Source organism: Streptomyces polyasparticus, assembly GCF_014493765.1.
GTDB lineage: Bacteria > Actinomycetota > Actinomycetes > Streptomycetales > Streptomycetaceae > Streptomyces > Streptomyces polyasparticus.
This window is the reverse complement of the sequence record NZ_JACTVJ010000006.1, coordinates 170367-188546: the sequence shown is the minus strand read 5'-3', so window position 1 is coordinate 188546 and position 18180 is coordinate 170367. Positions and strand designations below refer to the sequence as shown.

Sequence of the window (18180 nt, the reverse complement as noted above, 5' to 3'; positions counted from 1 at the left end):
GCACCGGCCATGCCACGCAACACGTCCGCCGTTCCGCTCGGACTGCCGCGCAGGCTCATCGAGTTCACCCTGGACGGGCAGCAGGTGCGCGTCCCCGAAGGGTCCACGATCCTGGACGCCTGCCGGGCCGAGGGCAAGGACATCCCCACGCTCTGCGAGGGCGACACGCTGCGGCCCAAGAACGCCTGCCGGGTGTGCGTCGTCGAGGTCGAGGGCGCCCGGACGCTCGCACCCGCGTGCTCCCGCAAGGCCGAAGCGGGCATGACGGTCAAGACGGACACCGAGCGGGCCCGGCACTCCCGCAAGATCGTGATCGAGCTGCTCGCGTCGTCCGTGGACCTGTCCACCACGCCCCGCGTCGAGGAGTGGATCAAGCAGTACGACGCGAAGCCCGACCGGTTCGGTCCTGACGCGGCCCGTCTGAACGAGGAGCCGCGGGTCGACAACGACCTGTACGTCCGCGATTACGACAAGTGCATCCTCTGCTACAAGTGCGTGGACGCGTGCGGCGACCAGTGGCAGAACACCTTCGCCATCTCGGTGGTCGGGCGCGGATTCGACGCCCGTATCGCCGTGGAGCACGACGGCCCACTCACCGAGTCGGCGTGCGTGTACTGCGGCAACTGCATCGAGGTCTGTCCGACGGGCGCCCTGTCCTTCAAGTCCGAGTTCGACATGCGCGCGGCCGGGACCTGGGACGAGTCGCAGCAGACGGAGACGACCACGGTCTGCGCGTACTGCGGAGTGGGCTGCAATCTGACCCTGCACGTGCAGGACAATGAGATCGTCAAGGTCACCTCGCCGCACGACAACCCGGTGACCCACGGCAATCTCTGCATCAAGGGCCGCTTCGGCTACCAGCACGTACAGAACCGGGACTGATCACGACATGGGACGCGTCACGGAACGGCGCCGGGTCATCCGGGTGCGGGGCGGACAGATCTCCGCGCGCCCGGACACCCTGGTCGCCGAGGAACCCCTCGAAATCCGGCTCAACGGCAAGCCGCTCGCCATCACGATGCGCACCCCGGGCGACGACTTCGCGCTCGCGGCGGGCTTCCTCGTGAGCGAGGGCGTGCTCGGCGCCGCCGAGGAACTGCAGTCGATCGTCTACTGCGCGGGTGCGACCGCCGACGGCTCCAACACGTACAACGTCGTCGATGTGAAGACCGCTCCAGGTGTCGTGATCCCCGACATCACCCTTGAGCGCAATGTCTATACGACCTCGTCCTGCGGCCTGTGCGGAAAGGCGTCCCTGGACGCCGTACGCACCACCGCGCGCTTCCCGATCGACGACACCGAAGGGGACACCGCTCCCCCGGTCCGTCTGGACACGGAACTGCTCGCCCGCCTCCCCGACCGGCTGCGGGCAGCACAACGGGTCTTCGACAGGACCGGGGGTCTGCACGCCGCCGCGCTCTTCACCGAGGACGGCGAACTGGTCGACATACGCGAGGACGTGGGCCGGCACAACGCGGTCGACAAGCTCGTCGGACGGGCCCTGCGCGAGGGACGGCTGCCGCTGTCCCGCTCGGTGCTGCTCGTGTCGGGGCGCGCCTCGTTCGAGCTGGCGCAGAAGGCCGTGATGGCGGGGATCCCGGTGCTCGCCGCGGTCTCGGCGCCGTCCTCGCTCGCGGTCGACCTGGCCGCGGAGACCGGGCTCACGCTGGTCGGTTTCCTGCGCGGCGACTCCATGAACGTGTACGCGGGCGAGCATCGCCTGGCCCTGGAGGCGACGGCCTCGACGGGCTGAGCGGCGGCGGTCCGCTGCACGACGGGCAGGGCCCGGGCCGGCGGGGAGCGCCCCCTGCGCCGGCCGGGCCCTTGCCTTGTGTCGCTCCCGCGTTGTGCGGGGGTTCTGATCGCTCATCCCCGGCGGCTGTCACTCGCCGGCGACGGGCGGCGGCGAGGCGAGCCGGTCAGCAGCCGCGGACAGGGGTGATGGAACGCACCTGGTCGAGGGGGATGCTGCGCCACTCGCCGGCCGCCGGTGTACGCCCGCCGGACTTGTCCTTCTCCCCGGCGACCTTGAGGGTCAGCGTCCGGGTGTCGCCTGCCATGAGCTCACCGCAGCGGGGGCCGTCGGCGGTCACCACCAGAACGTGCGGCACCGCGGTGGCGGGTTCCTTGCTGTCGTCCGCCGGGACGGCCCAGGACACGGCGACGGCGGCGACGATCACGCACAGGCCCACGACAGAGGTCCGGCGCGCGGCGGTCAGGGCGTCCTGGGTCCGCTCGACCTCGTCAAGGACGGCTGCGAAGAGCCGGTCCCCGGTCAGCCAGGTCCGCTGCCCCAGCTGTCCGTGCGCGGCCCGGACGGCACCGAGTGCCCCGATCAGCAGCAGGACGAAGGCGGACACGAGCAACGCCGCCGTGGTCCAGCGCCACACGGCGGGCATCCCGGCCACGCTCTCGCGGCCCTTGAGCACGAAGACCACTCCGACCAGACCGGTGAGCCCGGTCAGGCCGTTGCGCCACCCCTCGGCCTGCCGGCGTACCGCGGTGAGCTGATCGAGCTGCAACTGCTGACCGAGCTGCGCGAACCGCTTCTTGGCCAGGTCCGTCACGTGCTCGTCCCCGGGCCGGGCGCGGGCACAGGAACCTCCCAGAAGGCGCCGCACCCCGAGTCGGGCGACTCGGGCGGCCGCTCCGCGTGGGGGTAGCCGCACTGGCAGTAGACGGGAATGCTGCCCGTGAGCGGCTCGGGCGCACGCCGACCGCGGCCCAGGAGCCGCTTGGTCGGCCCCAGTACCCCGTACGCGACACGGAAGACCACCGTCGCCCTGCAGGTCGGGCACGGTCCGGTCACCGTGTACCAGCGGCCGTCCTCGGAACGTACGACGTCGAAAGTGTCGGTGGGCGGAACGGGCGGCTCGTATTCACGGAAATCGGTCGCTACGTGATCGGGCATCGCTTCCTCACTCGGTGTGGTCCCGGTAGGGACGGGGTACCGGCGTCGGGGCCGGCTCGGCGGGGCAATCCGCCGGCAGCGCGAGGCCGAACAGCGGGGCGTAGAGGGCCAGTCGGTCATGGACCCAGCGGGTCGGCCGCTCCAGCTCCCGCGCGGTGACCGCGATGCGCTCGGCCGTGACCTGCCCGCCGAGCGCGGGAGCCGAGCCCGTGAGGTTCTCGGTCAGGAGGATCAGGTCCTCCCAGGTCGGCACCACTTCGAACTCCGGGCGGTCCACGAGCAGTTCGAGCCCGAGCGGACGGTAAATCGCCAGCCGGTCCCACGCGTGGTCGATCCGCCAGCCGAAACGGGCCGCGACGCGCAGCAGTTCGAGCGGCCCCGCGGGGCCGGCACCCACCAGATCGGGGCCGAAGAGCGCCCTGTCGTGCTGGCTGGGCCGGTGCTCCCGCCAGTCGGCGAGGCCGCCCGGGTGCGCACCGTGGCCTCGGCCCTCGTCCGCGGGTTCCCGCCACGGACCGCCCAGCGGGGCGTAGCGGCTCAGGACCGCCATGCTCTCGCCGAGGGTGCCGTCCGTGGAGAGGGCGTGTTGGACCAGCCTCATGGGGGCGGAGTCCATGCACCAGTCCACTCGGCGGTCCTCTTGGACGCAGCACGCCTGGATGTCCGCCGGGGTGGGGCGCAGCTCGGCGAGAGAGGCCGGAAGCGCCGGTCCGGACGCCGCGAGCCCGACGAGAGGGCCCACGGTCAGCAGCCGCTCGATCACGGAGCCGAGGGGCATCCTGGCGTACGCCGCGGCCAGGACCGCGTAGAGGCCGTGGATCTCACCGTTCACCACCATGGACGCTCGCGCCTGGGGATAGCCGGGCAGCTCATTTTCTCGGAGGATGGGCACCGGGAGCAGATCCCAGTCGTTCTGCGAGATGCCACGCCAGCTCTCGGCCAGAGCCGGTGCCTCTGTGGCCACGAGACCGTGGGCCGCCAATTGGCGAAGGCTCTCCGCGACCTGCTCCGTGGTCTCCTGCACGGTGCGTACGGCTGCCGCAGTCTCGAGCAACGAAGCAGGGCAGACGGCTCCTTCGTCGGACAGCGAACGACCCATCCAGTCGTTCAGCGCGGCGCCCAGGAGGTCGCTGTCGAGTCGGCTGAAGACCCGGCCGGCCAGATCTCCGTAGTCGGGGATGCGCACCGCCTGGGACCTGAGGATGGCGTCATACCGCGCGAGGACCTGGTCGATGGGCAGCGACAGCATCCCGGACCCGCGCGCCAGTTGGCGGCGGGAGAGGGTGCCGACCCCCCGGAACCAGGACGCCCCGAGGCTCCGCTCGAACTCCTCACGCTGTTCCTGCGGCACGCTGAAGCGCGGCGGGCCCTGACGCCTCACATCGGCTTCGGGAGCCTCGGCTCTCTCGGGCAGCGCGACGGGCGTCACGCCGAGCCACGCGTACCGGTGCAGCACCTTCTCGTACTCATCGGCGTCCGGGACCGGGCCTCGGGGCCGCTCGCCTGTATGCACGAACTGGAAGTGCCAGGACAGCACCTCGAGTTCCTCTCGGGTGGCCACCTCGTTCTCGGGAGGTTCGGCGACCGTCTCGGGAATTGCCAGCGGAAAACCCGCGGCCGCGAAGCGCCGTGCCCTGCCCAACGCCTCGCGCAGCGAAAGCCCCCGCTGTGCGCTGAAGCGGCTCAGCACGGACAGCACATCCACTTCGTCACGATTGAGGTCCGGATCAAGAAGGGACCCGAAGTAGGTGCGGCCTCCCATCAGCAGCTCGCAGTCCGTGGCGTCCAGCTCCATCGCGTGCGCGGCGTCGAAGCCTGTCGCCGGGGGAAGCCCCAGGCCCACGACCGCATAGCGTCGCAGCCTCCGCCACAAGTCGCCGAGAGTCAGCACTTCGTCCGTGCCGTGCTCCAGTGCGGCCCGCCGTACGCCGTCGAACTGGCCCAGGAGAGATCTCCGTCCGACGTACGCCTCCCAGGCCTGCGGCGTCGGATATCCGGCCACCGTCTCCGGCACCGCCAGCTGCCGTAGCCGCACGCCGAGTTCGATACCCGCTGAGCGCAGTACGCCGGCCCGCCACGCCGGCAGAGTCTCTTCAAGGTGGCTGACCGAGCCGAGGGCACTGGACCCCCCGTATTCCGTACGGAACGCCACCAGACCCGAATCGAGCGGGAAGCACCCCACCTTCCGGAACTCGAAGTCGGTCGACCGGTCCCAGCCGAGTCGGCTGGTGAGGCGTACGTCGGCTGCGAGCAGCCGCTCCGTGATGCGTACCGCCCCTTCCGGGTGCCAGGTGGCGAAGGCCCAGAGCCACTCCATGGTCATCCACTCGGGTGCCTCGAAGTCCCGGCAGGCCTCCAGGACGCGATCGGCCACCCAGTCCCGGTCGTACGAGAGAAGGGTCGTCCTGCTGGTGCTGATGTCCGGGGCGTGTGTCTCGCGCAGGTCCACCACGCAACCGAACGGAGGCCTTTCGGTCCTGCGACCGGTTGAGTCGTCGAACTCGTCGCGGTACGGCGCGCGACGGTCCTCACGGAGCCAGGTCTGGGCGGTGTGGTCGCCCTCACCGAACATGGCTCCCGTGTCGACCTGCACACCGTCTGCGAGAAGGCATCCCTTGCCCTCCACCCACCACATGTCCTTGCCCGCGGGCACCGGCCGGGTGTGGTCGCCGAAGTAGTAGAGGGCCTTCTTCTCCCACGTCCGAACGGTCAGGCCCTCGTCCTCCACACGCATCGCGAAGTCCGACCGCCAGATGTGCTTGCCGAGTTGTCCGGCCACGTCGACGCCGTCGGCCTGCAGATAGAGCCGCACCTTCGTGCCGCCCGTGGCCTGTGCCGCGTCGTTCCTGCGGATGCGGAACAGGCTCCCGCTGGAGGCGATGTCGACGCGCAGCCCGCCGGAGGGGTCCTCACGTCCGTACTCGTCGGTGGCGCGGGTCCAGATGCTGATCTCGTCGGCCAGCATGAAATAGCTGAAGACCCCCACGCCGAAACGGCTGTTGGGGTAGATCCTCAGGTCGGGGTCGGCCCGCCGCCAGTTGGCCTGCTCCCGCCTGTACTCGCGCGACTGCTCGAAGCGCCGGCCGGCCCGCGAGAAGGTGCCGCGCAGCGTCTCGTGCCCCATGCCGACGCCGTTGTCCTCGCACTCCACGTAGGGACGGCCCTCGTCGTCGACGCCCTGCCGGAAGACGATCTCCCCTTCCCAGTTCCGGGCGATCTTCCGGCTGACTTCCCCGTAGCGCACCCGGGCCTGACGGTAGCGGCAGGCGTCGAGCGCGTTCTGGTAGAGCTCCCGCAGCGCGAGAGCGGGGTCGCCGTACAGCTGGGTGCCCATGAGGAGTTCACGCATCTCGTCCTCGGCGAGGGCGAACCGCATCAGCGGCACTCCGTAGGCGTCGCTCCTGGTCGTGAGGTCGTACTGCGGGCGCAGCCTGCGGCAGGTGACCCGCTCGGGCAGATGGGTGAGCAGCTCGGTCGGCCCCGTCGGGGCGGTGTGGGCCCGGATCCGCCGCACGGCGTCGTCGGTCCATTGGGTCAACGCCTCCAGCGCCGCGTGGACCGCGGGGTGGGGGCAGGGGAGGTCGAGGTCGAGGGCCTTGCTGTGGCGGTCCCGGGACCACCTCAGCTCGCGCACGCTCTGGACAGCCTGGACGGGGCGCAGACCGTCGGTGATGCCGATGTTGTCCACCAGGACCCCGGGCAGCTGGCGCAGATCGCCGCCGAGCAGGCCCGCGACACCGATCAGCCAGGACAGTTCGCGCGGCCGCCAGCGCTCCACGGTCGAGTCCGGGCACACGAGTTCGTCAAGGCGCCAATGGGTGTCGGCGCCTTGACGCTCTCCCTGGTAGGGCTGTGCGGGAGCCAGCCCGGTCTGGCGGCAGACGCGCACCAGCTCGTCGGTGAGTTCCCCGATCCTGGCGGGTGCGGCGTCGGCGCCGATCATCACCTTGGCGAGCGGGGTGAGGAGTTGGGGGGCATACGTGTCCCAGAGCTCCTCCTTGCCGCTGACGTGCCGGTGGACGAGCCAGGCGGCGACGGCTTCGGCCTCCTCCGCGCGCCCGCGTCCGGCCAGCTCCCGGCCCTTGCGCCGCAGCAGGGCGTGCGCCGCGAACGTGTGCTCCAGGTCGACGCGTTCGGGATCGCGTCCCCCATCGCCCATGGCGGGATCGAGACGGTGCGGGTCGATCGTGGCAACGTTCCTGATCCCCATCGCATGGACCGCCTCCCGTACGAACGGTGCCGCGGCCAGCAGCGCGAACTCGCCCGCGTCGAGCAGCGGTCCGCCCTGGGTCTGCGACGGTGCGAGGAGCGGTCTGAGTCCTTGCGACAGGACCCGCACGGGGTAGTTGTCGTCCGCCCAGGGGTCGGGGACCCGGGCCAGGGCGCCGCCGCGCCACTTCGCGCATTCCTGCGTCAGCCGGACCAGTGCCTGCTGCAGCGCGGCGCGGCGTTCGTCCCCGCACTGGACCGACGCCCACAGCTCCGGATCACGGACCGCCAGCGTCCACTCCTCCTGGAGGGTGCGGCCTGCGCAGAGTTCGACCTCCTTGACGGCGTCGGGGCCGCTCGGGGCGTAGTGAGGGGTCGGGGTCTGCTTCTCGCGAGCGGCCCGGGCGAACTCGGTGGTCCTGCGGACGGTGTGGGTGATGACGTCCGCCACCGTGCGCGGCGCGGTGTCGGCGTGCAGGGCCTCCGCGAGGGCCCGTGAGAAGTGACTGCCCAGTTCCGCGTCGGAGCCGCACGTCTGGCCCGGGCCGCAGCCGAAGAGGACGGCGACCCTGTCCCGCCAGGCCGGGAAGTTGGTCGCGGGGCCACCGTAGGAGGGGCCGTCCGCGCCGGCCGTGTCGCGGCAGGCGTCCACAGTGAGCAGCACCGTGTCGGCCCGGCAGCCCTGGAGCAGTTCCGCGAGGTCGAGTCCGATGAGGCTGTCGAGCGCGACCTGCGGCGGTGAGGTCGCCCAGGTCAACTGGGCGTCCGCGGGGACGAGATAGTCCGCGCCGCCGACGGAGAGACCGTGCCCGGTGAAGTGGATGAGGACGGTGCTGTCCTCCGGCGCGGTGGCGCACACCCGGCTGATGGTGCTGCGGATCCGTGAGCGCAGGGCGGGCTCGTGCGGGGGTACGCCGACGAGCTCCACGCTGTAGCCGGAGGAGCGCAGTGCCTCGGTCATCAGCTCGACGTCCCGGCCGACGGTGTCCCTCAAGTCCTCGAAGCGGTCCGAGAGTTCGTACTGGGGCACCGCCACGATCAGCGCCTGCCTGCTCTGCCCCATGCCGCCGCCTCCCCGCGTCCATCGCCTGCGCAGGTCAGGATGGCACAGGGAGGTTGAGCAGTTCCCGGGTTCACCTTCTACGAGCGGCGGACGGTGCGGGCGAACAGTGGGCGGCGGACGGGCCGTCCGGCTCCGTCCGCCGCGAAGTCTCCTGCCCCTGCGGGCTGTTCACCAGTCCCGTGCCGACGCCGCCCGCGCCCACACCGGACTCGTCGCGTCCGCCCGACGGCCGGCTCAGCCCCCTACAACGCCTCGTCGACCCGCCGCAGATCCTTCAACCAAGCCTCCGCCGTACTGTCCGAAGGCGCCCGCCAGTCGCCGCGCGGGGAGAGCGAGCCGCCGTGCGAGACCTTCGGGCCGTTGGGCATCGCGGAGCGCTTGAACTGGGCGAAGGCGAAGTAGCGCTTGCAGAAGACCTCGAGCCAGCGGCGGATCTCCGGCAGGTCGTACGCGCCGCGCTTGTCGTCGGGGAAGCCGGGCGGCCACTCGCCGGCCTTCACGTCGTGCCAGGCGTGCCACGCCAGGAAGGCGATCTTCGACGGGCGGAACCCGTAGCGCAGGACGTGGAAGAGCGTGAAGTCGTGCAGGGCGTACGGGCCGATCTTCGACTCCGTGGACTGCAGCTCCTCGCCGGGCACCAGCTCGGGGCTGATCTCCGTGTCCAGTACGGCGGTCAGCGTCGCCGCCGTCTCCTCGTCGAACTGCTCGCTGCTGACCACCCAGCGGATCAGGTGCTGGATCAGCGTCTTCGGCACGCCCGAGTTCACGTTGTAGTGGCTCATCTGGTCGCCGACGCCGTACGTGCACCAGCCGAGCGCCAGCTCGGACAGGTCGCCCGTGCCGAGCACGATGCCGCCGCGCTGGTTGGCGAGCCGGAAGAGGTAGTCGGTGCGCAGGCCCGCCTGGACGTTCTCGAAGGTCACGTCGTAGACGGGCTCGCCCTCGGAGAACGGGTGGCCCATCTCCTTGAGCATCAGGCGCGCGGTCGGCGTGATGTCCAGCTCGGCGGCCGTGACACCGAGCGCGTTCATCAGGCGGTGCGCGTTGCCCTTGGTGTGGTCGCCGGTGGCGAACCCGGGGAGTGTGAAGCCGAGGATGTCCGTACGCGGACGGCCCGCCCGGTCCATCGCACGGGCCGCGACGATCAGGGCGTGCGTGGAGTCCAGACCGCCGGAGACCCCGATCACGATCTTCGGGTTGCCGATCGAGGCCAAGCGCTGCTGCAGACCGGCGACTTGGATGTTGTACGCCTCGTAGCAGTCCTGCGCGAGGCGCTCCGCGTCGGCGGGCACGAAGGGGTAGCGCTCCAGGCGGCGCTTGAGGCCGAGGTTGCCCGACGGCGGGTCGAGCGAGAAGGAGATCTCGCGGAAGTCGCCGGTGCGCTCGTCGTGCACCCGGCGGTTGTCGTCGAAGGTGCCCATCCGCTGGCGCTCCTGGCGCAGCAGATCGAGGTCGACATCGGCGACCGAGCGCCGGTCGCCGTCGGGGAAGCGCTCGGTCTCGGCGAGCAGCGCCCCGTTCTCGTAGATCATCGTCTGGCCGTCCCAGGCGAGATCCGTGGTGGACTCCCCCGGGCCGGCGGCCGAGTACACGTACGCGGCGAGGTAGCGCTGTGAGGCGGAGCGGCAGAGCAGCTTGCGGTCCTCGGCGCGGCCGACCGTGATCGGGCTGCCGGAGAGGTTGACCAGGACGGTGGCCCCGGCGAGCGCGGCCTCGGCGCTCGGCGGCACCGGAACCCACATGTCCTCGCAGATCTCGGCGTGCACCACGAGCCCGGGGACGTCCTCGGCCGCGAACAGGAGATCCGTGCCGAACGGCAGCTCCTGGCCGCCGACCCTGATCGTGCCGCCGCGCTCGTCGTCGCCGTCCGCCAGCTGGCGGCGCTCGTAGAACTCGCGGTAGGTCGGCGGATACGACTTCGGTACGACACCGAGGATCCGGCCGCGGTGCACCATGACCGCGCAGTTGTAGATGCGGTGGCGGTGGCGCAGCGGGGCGCCGACGACCAGGACCGGCAGCAGGTCCGCGGAGCCTTCCACGATCTCCTGGAGCGCCGACTCGACCTGGTCGAGGACGACGTCCTGCAGGAGCAGGTCCTCGATCGAGTAGCCGGTGAGCGTCAGCTCGGGGAACACGGCGACGGCCACGCCCTCGCCGTCGCACTCGCGGGCCTGCCGCAGCACGGCGGCGGCGTTGGCGTGCGGGTCGGCGATGTACGTATGGCCCGTGCACGCGGCGATACGTGCGAAGCCCTGGCTGTAGAGGGACCAGAAGTTCAAGGCGCGCCTTCCCCGGCTCGACGGACTCGACGCCCCTATCCTCCCCCGACCTGCTCCGTAGCCCAATTCGGGGGGGGCCGCGTGGCGCAGGGCGCGTGTCGGCCGTCGCCCGATGCGACAAAGACGTGCACGTGCCTTGTGAGGCCCGGCGGGCCCCAAGTACCGTCTGGGACTTGCACGTTGGACGTCCTACGTCCGATGTCCGTTTCGCTCGTCCGCACCCGGCACAGACCCGTACGCACCCGGCACCTTTCCGCACGCACCCGCACGAAGGGCAGACCCGCATGCCGGCACAGCAGATACGCGCACGCCTGAGACCGGCCGTCGCCACGGCGCTGGCCGCACTCCTCCTGCCCGGCCTGATCTCGGCCGCGGCCCCCGACGCACAGAGCGCCACCGCCCCCACCGCACAGAACGCCACCGCTTCGGTCACACCGGGCGCCACCACCCCGGCCTTCGAGCAGCAGGTGCTCTTCAAGGCCTCGCAGGACCCGGGCTACGCCTGCTACCGGATCCCCGCGATCGTGCAGACCACCAAGGGCACCCTGCTCGCCTTCGCCGAGGGCCGGGTGAACGACTGCTCGGACGCCGGCGACATCGACCTCGTCCTCAAGCGCTCCACGGACGGCGGCCGCACCTGGGGCCCGCTGCAGGTCGTCAACGAGGGCAACGGCGACACGCACGGCAACCCGGCCCCGATCGTCGACCGCGAGACCGGCAGGATCGTGCTGGCCGAGACGTACAACACGGGACGGACCGACGGGAAGAACTGTTCGGTCCCCTGCGACCGGACGCCCCATCTGCAGCACAGCGACGACGACGGCCTGACCTGGTCGGAGCCGCGCGACCTGAGCGACCAGCTCCTTCCGGACGACTGGAACTCCTGGTACGCCACGGGACCGCACCACGGCATCCAGCTCAGCCGCGGCAGGCACAAGGGCCGGCTGGTCTTCGGCGTGAACACGGAGACCTGGGACGGCTCCCGCGTCACCGCCAACCACGCCGCCCTGATCACCAGCGACGACGGCGGCGAGAACTGGCGGATCGGCGCGGTCGACTCGTATCCGATCTCGGCCTCCGACGGCACCTTCCGGCAGAAGCCCAGCGAGATGGCGCTCACCGAGCGGCCCGACGGCTCGGTGTACGTCAACGGGCGCGAGCAGGACGGCACGGACCTCGGGCACCGTACGCACACGGTGAGCCGGGACGGCGGGGACTCCTTCGTGCGACCGTTCACCACGATTCCCGATCTCTACGCACCTCAAGTCCAGGGCTCCACACTGGAGTTCAAGGGCCGCATGCTGTTCGCGTGCCCGGCGGACCCGGACCGGCGGCGCACGATGATGGTGCGCTCCTCGTACGACGGCGGCCGCACCTGGGACAGCGTCGACCGCGGTACGCAGGTGACCACGGACTGGTCGGGCTACTCGGACATGGTGCTCGCGGACGAGGACCATGTGGGCCTGCTGTACGAGGGCGGCGCGGTGGACGCCCGCGACGAGATCCGCTTCGCGCGCTTCACCGAGGACTGGCTGAAGCCGCGCCGCGGCCCCGACCCGCGGACCGCTGACCGGGCGCAGGGAGCCGCCGACGCGGCGGTGCTCGGCGGGGCGCGGGAGACGGAGGGCCGCTTCGGGCGGGCGATCGCCTTCGACGGCACCGACGACGCCGTACGGCTCCCGTACCGCAGCGAACTTCCGCTCGGGACGAAGGACTTCACCGCGAGCGTGTGGTTCCGCTACGACGCGAAATCCGGCGAGCAGCCGATGCTGTGGATGGGCGGTATCGGCACCAACCAGCCGCAGGTGTGGCTGCGCGGCGAGCCCGAGCAGAACCGGATCAGTGCGCTGATCACCACGAGGGAGGGCATGACCCCCGTGAAGACCGCGGTGGCGCGGACCTCCTCCGCGTACAACGACGGGCAGTGGCATCGGGCGGTGCTGCGGCGCGGCGGCGGGGAGTTCTCGCTGACGGTCGACGGCACGAAGACGGCGGTGGCCGACGTGCCCGGTACGGTCAGCCGCACCTCGGGCTTCGGTGTGCACCTCGGACAGCGCCTCGACGCACGGGCGCACTTCACCGGAGCACTCGACGAAGTGCAGGTCCACGACCGGCTGTTGAGCGAGGAGGAGCTCGCGCGGGCCGACGGCAGGGGCGCGATCCTGTGGCTGCCCATGGACCGGATCAGCAACAGGAACTAGCGTCGCCTTTCATGTCCGCCGCGGGAAAGCCGAGCACACGGTACGTCCTGGTCCTGCTGCTCGCCCTTGCCTGCGCGATCGTGCTCCTCGTCGCCCTGCCGGAGAACGGCCGGCAGGGCGACAAGGCCTGTGACGGGTCGGTGGTGGGCTCCTGGTCCGTGGACCGGGCGACCACCGCCGAGTTCGCCCGCTACGGCGACGACCAGACGCGCGCCGACGACTGGACCGGCGGGGACGGCACGCATTCGGTACGGCTGCCGGACGGGCGGATCCTGTGGTTGTTCTCGGACAGCTATCTCGGCCAGGTGTACCGGCCGCCCAATCTGTCGGGGCAGCCGTACCCCTGGCGCGACGGCACCGCTCCCTTCGTCCGCAACAGCGCGGTCCTGATGTCCGCCGCGGGCCGCCTCGAACAGACCCTGCCCGCCCCGCTGTTCCCCGACCCCGCGCCAGGGCAGTGGCGGTGGCCGGTGGCCGCCCAGGTCGAACCGCGCTCGCCGGGTTCGCCCGAACGGGTCGTACGGGTGCTCCTGTGGACCCGTGCCGCGGCCGCCGAGCCCTGGATCTTCGGTGTGCCGACGGCGACCGAGGTGGCGACGCTCTCGCTGCCGGACCTCCGTCTGGAGGGTGTCGTCCGGGTACTCGACCAGAACTCCGTACCCGATCCGTCGAAGCGGGTGCTCTACGGCACGACGGCCGTGTCCGAGGACGGCTTCACGTACGTCTACGGCGGCAACGACGGCAAGGCCGCCCTGCGCCCCGCGTCGCACGCCTATCTGGCCCGGGTGCCGGGCGGCCGCCTCGCCGAGCCCGAAGCCTGGCGGTACTGGGACGGCGAGGGCTGGAACCCGGACAGCCGGCGGGCCCGTTCCGTGCTCGGCGACGGCCGGCGCAAGGGGGTCGGCAGCGCGTTCACGGTCGCGCGGCAGGCCGACGGGACCTGGGTGCTCTTCACGATGGCCGCGGGTACGAAGGGCCTGCGCAGTATCAGCGCCTACTGGGCCTGCGCGCCGCACGGGCCCTGGCACGGTCCGACGCGGGACTTCGCGCCGCCCCTGCCCGAGGACGCGGCGCCGCGGCAGGACACCGCCGCGTACAACCCGCAGATCCACCCGGATCTCGGCGGCAAGGGGCTGGCCCTGAGCTATGACGTGAACTGGCTGGACGCCGCTCCGCGGGTGGCGGAGTCGCACATCAACCGGAACGTGTCCCTGTACCGGCCGCGGTTCGTGCGGCTGCGTCTTGAGCCTGCGCAGTGACCTCGCCGGCCGCGTCCGGTGCCGGTGCGAGGACCTCGGGGCCCGCCAGGCCGTCCTGGGCGAGGGCCTCCGGGTCGCGCGAGCGCCGCTTGGCGATCACCGCGCAGACCATCAGCTGCATCTGGTGGAAGAGCATCAGCGGCAGTACGGCGAGGGAGGCGTGCGCCCCGAACAGGACGCTCGCCATGGGCAGTCCACCGGCCAGGGACTTCTTGGAGCCCGCGAACTGGATCGCGATCCGGTCCCCGCGGTCGAACCCGAGCCGCTTCGCGCCGAACCAGGTGACGGTCAGCATCACGGAGAGCAGCACCGCCTCGACACCGAGCAGGGCGAGCAGCCGCAGCGGGGTGACCTGGCTCCAGATGCCCTCGACCATGCCGAGGCTGAAGGCGCTGTAGACGACGAGCAGGATCGAGCCGCGGTCCACGTAGCCGAGGATCTTCTTGTGCCGGGCGATGAAGGGACCGACCCAGCGCCTCAGGAGCTGTCCGGCCACGAAGGGCACGAGCAGCTGCAGCACGATCTTCACCAGCGAGTCCGCGGAGAACCCGGCCTGCCCGCCGATCAGGACCGCGGCGAGCACGGGCGTGAGGAAGATGCCGATCAGGGACGAGAACGAGCCCGCGCAGATCGCGGCCGGCACATTGCCGCGCGCGATGGAGGTGAACGCGATCGAGGACTGCACGGTCGACGGCACCAGCGTCAGGAAGAGGAAGCCGCTGTAGAGCGCCGGCGTCAGGACGTACGGCACGAGTCCCTTGGCCGCCAGGCCGAGCAGCGGGAAGAGCGCGAAGGTGCAGGCCACGACCGTCAGATGCAGCCGCCAGTTCCGCAGCCCGTCCAGGGCCTCGCGGGTCGACAGCCGCGCTCCGTACAGGAAGAACAGCAGCGCCACGGCCGCCGTCGCACCGCCGGAGGCGATATCGGCGCCGGTCCCGCGGGCCGGGAAGAGCGCGGCGATGCCCACGGTGCCGAGGAGCGCCAGGATGTACGGGTCGATCGGCAGCTTCTGGGTCCAGGCGGGGCGTTTCACTTGCGTGGTGCTCCAAGGTGGGGGGGGACGTGCTGGTGGGACGTACCGGTTGCCGGTGAGGCGCGGAACGTGCCCTCTCCATCGTCCTCCTGATCACCGAAATCGGGAATCCTGCATACAACACTTACTGTCATCACGATCCGCGATAAGCGTCTACGCTGGGCGTATGTACGACCCGGTGCATCTGCGCACCTTCCTCGCCGTCGCGCAGACCCTCAGCTTCACGCAGGCCGCGCGCCGCCTCTCGCTGCGCCAGTCGACGGTCAGCCAGCATGTGCGGCGCTTGGAGGCGGCGACGGGGCGTGCACTGTTCACGCGGGACACGCACAGCGTGGAGCTGACGGAGGACGGCGAGGCGATGCTGGGCTTCGCGCGGTCGATCCTGGAGGCGCATGAGCGCGCGAGCGCGTTCTTCACGGGTACCCGGCTGCGCGGCCGGCTGCGCTTCGGCGCCTCGGAGGACTTCGTCCTGACGCGTCTGCCGGAGACCCTGGAGACCTTCCGGCACGAGCATCCCGAGGTGGACCTGGAGCTCACCGTCGAGCTCTCCGGCACGCTGCACGAACAGCTCGCGCACGGCGCCCTCGACCTGGTCCTCGCCAAGCGCCGGCCGAACGACCGGCACGGCGAGATGGTCTGGCGCGACGAGCTCGCGTGGATCGGCGCCCCGGGGCTGCGCCTCGACCCGGAGCGCCCGGTCCCGCTGATCCTCTATCCCCCGCCGGGCATCACGCGGGCCCGCGCGCTGGAGGTCCTCGAGCGGTCGGGGCGCGAGTGGCGCATCGCCTGCACCAGCGGCAGCCTCAACGGCCTGGTCGCCGCGGCCCGTGCGGGTCTCGGTGTGATGGCGCACGCGCGTGGGCTGATCCCGCCGGGGCTTGCGCGGCTGCGGGGTGGGGGGTTGCCGGATCTCGGGCCCGTGGACTTTGTGCTGCTGTACGGACGCGGTCGGCGGGCTGATGCCCACGAGGCCGCCCAGGCGTTGGCCTCGGCGATTCTGGCGAGCGGGGATCGGTTGCGGAGTCGGGGGTAGGGGCGGGCGGGCTGGGTGGCGCCTGCGGTGGGCTCTTCTCCCCCACCCCGCCCCTTCCCGAAACCGGGGCTCTGCCCCGGCCCCCGTGCATCCGAACGTCGTTCGGATCTGCTCAAACGCCGCAGGGGCTGAGATTGCCGCAGGGGCTCAGCGTGCCCTGGTCGGTCCACAGCGCCCGTGTGCCGGTCCGGTAGAGGCGCGCGCCCGGCGGTCCGTACGGATCGGGGACGAAGCGGGACGCGGGGACGCCTCGGCTGGACGTGATCAGGTGCGGTCCAGTCGCGTACAGCTCGCCCGGCACGCCCGGCGGGCACGGACGCATCGCGGCGTCGAGGACGTACGCGCGGGTGTTCCAGGCGGGGCGGCCCAGCGGTACGGGACCGAAGTCGTCCGGTGCGCACAGGTGGTGGGTGATGGCGCCGGCGCCGTGGGCATGGCCGTAGAGGCGGTGGAGGCGCACTCCCGGCAGGGCGTGTGCGAACCGGCGTACGTCTTCGCGGGTGAGCACGTCGGCGGTGCAGATGACCTGGCGCAGAGCGGGCAGCCGGGGCTGCCCGGACTCGACGTACGCCAGGAGGTCTCCCAGCAGGGCCGGGTCCACGTGCCAGCTCGTGACGCCCTGTTCCCGTACGGTCCGCAGCAGGCGCTCCGGCTCCCGCGACTCCGCCGCGACGACCGCCGCCCCCGCCCGCAGCGCACGCAGCGCCTCCGCCACGTCGTCCAGGTGCGCCGTGCGGAACAGCACCCGGTCGCCGGGGCCGACCGGCGCGACCGCCTGGAGCCAGCGCACCCGGTGGTCGAGGGCGGCGTGCGGGACGACCGCGCCCGTGCGGGGGCACAGGGCCCCAGGGTGGTGCGGGGTGAGCGCGCGGGGCGGGTCGATGGTCAAGTAGCCGTTGTCCGGCAGAAGTTCGCGGAGCACGGTGACGGCCGCGGCGCTCGGCCCCGGCACCCAGGCGCCGCCCGCCTTGAGGACCGCGAGCACCCCGATCAGCGTCTCGGCCGCCGAGGGCAGGTCGAGGCCCGCGGCGGTGCCGGGCCCCACTCCGTACGACTGCAGTCGACGGGCCGGCTGATTGGCCCGCGCGTTGAGCTGCGTATACGTCAGCCCGCCACCACGTCCGACGAGCGCCGTCGCGTCGGGCGTGCGCAGCACCTGCGCCTCGAACGGCCCAATCGCGGTCGTCGGCGGAACGGCGCGCGCAGTCGCGTTGACCTCCCGCAGCACCAGGTCGAGTTCGGCGGGCGTGGCCTCGGCGTGGACGATGCGCGGCACCTCCGCACGCGAGAGCAGCACGCTCACTCCTGCGCTCCGAGCAGGGGCGCCCACGCCTCGATCGCGGGGCGTTCGGCGAGATCGGTGAAGGAGGCCTCGATGGCGAACTCCCGTGCCCAGCGCTCCCGCAGGGACATCAGACGGACCGAGTCGAGGCCGTAGTCCACCAGGTTCTCGTCGTCGGGGATGTCGGCGGGGTCCTCGCCGAGTACGTCGGCGACATCGGCCCGGATGCGTTCCACGGTCAGTACGGGCATCTCTCAGGCTCCCTTCAGAGCGAGGTCGGTCGTCGTGACGACGGCGCACTTGCCGGCCGCCCAGGCGAGTGCCATGTCGTGGTCGGCGCGCGAGAAGTCGGCGACGGCGTCGGCGACGACGAAGGCCTGGATGTCCCGCATCCAGGCGTCGGACGCGGACATCAGCACGCCGATGTGCGCGTACACACCGGTGATGACCAGCTGGTCGCGGCCGCGCAACTTCATCCGCTCGGCGAGGTCGGTGCGCACGAAGGCGCTGTACTTCCACTTGGTCAGAACGGTGTCACCGGGTTCGGGCGCCACGGCCCCGGCGATCGCCTTCGCCTCGGCGTCGTCCGGCAGTCCCGGGCCCCAGAAGTCCTGCTGCAGCCCCCGCTCCTCGGCCGACTGCCCGCCGGGCTGTGCGGAGTAGATCACCGGGATGCCGAGCGCACGGGCCTGCCGGGTCAACTCCCCCACGTTGGCCAGCATTTCGGGGATCGGTGACCGATCTCCCGTATAGGCGCGCAGGAAGTAGTTCTGCAGATCGTGGACGAGCAGCACGGCCCGGTCGGGGTCCACCGTCCAGTCGACCCGGTTGGCGGGCAGCTCGTCGGCAGTGGGCAGGGGGTAGGGGGCGATGGCGGGCAGCGCCATGTCAGGGGCCTTTCGGTGGTACA

The 18180-nt window shown here is 71.5% G+C and carries 13 protein-coding genes; 5 read left to right on the top strand and 8 right to left on the bottom strand.

The window, feature by feature from the left end:
- Positions 1-9: 9 nt before the first annotated feature.
- Together H9Y04_RS12850 and fdhD are read left to right on the top strand one after the other, a co-directional pair.
- A complete protein-coding gene (locus tag H9Y04_RS12850) occupies positions 10-882 on the top strand; it encodes a 2Fe-2S iron-sulfur cluster-binding protein (RefSeq protein WP_187813947.1) in 873 nt (290 codons plus the stop codon).
- 7 nt (positions 883-889) lie between these two features.
- Positions 890-1753, top strand: a complete 864-nt coding sequence (gene fdhD, locus H9Y04_RS12845; protein ID WP_187813946.1) for a formate dehydrogenase accessory sulfurtransferase FdhD — start codon at positions 890-892, stop codon at positions 1751-1753.
- Between the two features lie 166 nt (positions 1754-1919).
- On the opposite strand, the gene H9Y04_RS12840 is transcribed toward fdhD, so the two are convergent.
- The 4 genes from H9Y04_RS12840 to H9Y04_RS12825 form a co-directional block, all read right to left on the bottom strand.
- Positions 1920-2567 (bottom strand): hypothetical protein, encoded by a 648-nt coding sequence (locus tag H9Y04_RS12840; protein ID WP_187813945.1) that lies wholly within the window; start codon positions 2565-2567, stop codon positions 1920-1922.
- Complete coding sequence (locus H9Y04_RS12835; protein WP_187813944.1) at positions 2564-2911, bottom strand: hypothetical protein; 348 nt, start codon at positions 2909-2911, stop codon at positions 2564-2566. The genes H9Y04_RS12840 and H9Y04_RS12835 overlap by 4 nt, the downstream gene beginning before the upstream one ends.
- Before the next feature lie 7 nt (positions 2912-2918).
- Positions 2919-8183 (bottom strand): HD domain-containing protein, encoded by a 5265-nt coding sequence (locus H9Y04_RS12830; protein ID WP_187813943.1) that lies wholly within the window; start codon positions 8181-8183, stop codon positions 2919-2921.
- A gap of 242 nt (positions 8184-8425) precedes the next feature.
- A complete protein-coding gene (locus H9Y04_RS12825) occupies positions 8426-10462 on the bottom strand; it encodes an NAD(+) synthase (protein WP_187813942.1) in 2037 nt (678 codons plus the stop codon).
- 284 nt (positions 10463-10746) lie between these two features.
- On the opposite strand from H9Y04_RS12825, the gene H9Y04_RS12820 reads away from it, so the two are divergent.
- Together H9Y04_RS12820 and H9Y04_RS12815 are read left to right on the top strand one after the other, a co-directional pair.
- Positions 10747-12663 (top strand): sialidase family protein, encoded by a 1917-nt coding sequence (locus H9Y04_RS12820; RefSeq protein ID WP_187813941.1) that lies wholly within the window; start codon positions 10747-10749, stop codon positions 12661-12663.
- A gap of 11 nt (positions 12664-12674) precedes the next feature.
- The gene (locus H9Y04_RS12815) at positions 12675-13922 is read left to right on the top strand and encodes a DUF5005 domain-containing protein (RefSeq protein WP_187813940.1); all 1248 of its coding nucleotides are present in this window, start codon (positions 12675-12677) and stop codon (positions 13920-13922) included.
- Here H9Y04_RS12815 and H9Y04_RS12810 read toward each other — a convergent pair.
- Complete coding sequence (locus tag H9Y04_RS12810) at positions 13858-14955, bottom strand: bile acid:sodium symporter family protein (RefSeq protein WP_187813939.1); 1098 nt, start codon at positions 14953-14955, stop codon at positions 13858-13860. The genes H9Y04_RS12815 and H9Y04_RS12810 overlap by 65 nt on opposite strands.
- A 166-nt stretch (positions 14956-15121) precedes the next feature.
- On the opposite strand from H9Y04_RS12810, the gene H9Y04_RS12805 reads away from it, so the two are divergent.
- A complete protein-coding gene (locus H9Y04_RS12805; RefSeq protein WP_187813938.1) occupies positions 15122-15988 on the top strand; it encodes a LysR substrate-binding domain-containing protein in 867 nt (288 codons plus the stop codon).
- A 112-nt stretch (positions 15989-16100) separates the two neighbouring features.
- Here the strand turns inward: H9Y04_RS12805 and H9Y04_RS12800 are convergent, their stop codons facing one another.
- The 3 genes from H9Y04_RS12800 to H9Y04_RS12790 are packed head-to-tail and all read right to left on the bottom strand — an operon-like array spanning position 16101 to position 18157.
- Complete coding sequence (locus H9Y04_RS12800) at positions 16101-17285, bottom strand: AMP-binding protein (RefSeq protein WP_187813937.1); 1185 nt, start codon at positions 17283-17285, stop codon at positions 16101-16103.
- A gap of 2 nt (positions 17286-17287) precedes the next feature.
- Positions 17288-17521, bottom strand: a complete 234-nt coding sequence (locus H9Y04_RS12795) for a phosphopantetheine-binding protein (protein WP_187813936.1) — start codon at positions 17519-17521, stop codon at positions 17288-17290.
- 3 nt (positions 17522-17524) lie between these two features.
- On the bottom strand, positions 17525-18157 hold the full coding sequence (locus H9Y04_RS12790; RefSeq protein WP_187814413.1) for an isochorismatase family protein: 633 nt from the start codon (positions 18155-18157) through the stop codon (positions 17525-17527).
- Between the last annotated feature and the right edge of the window lie 23 nt (positions 18158-18180).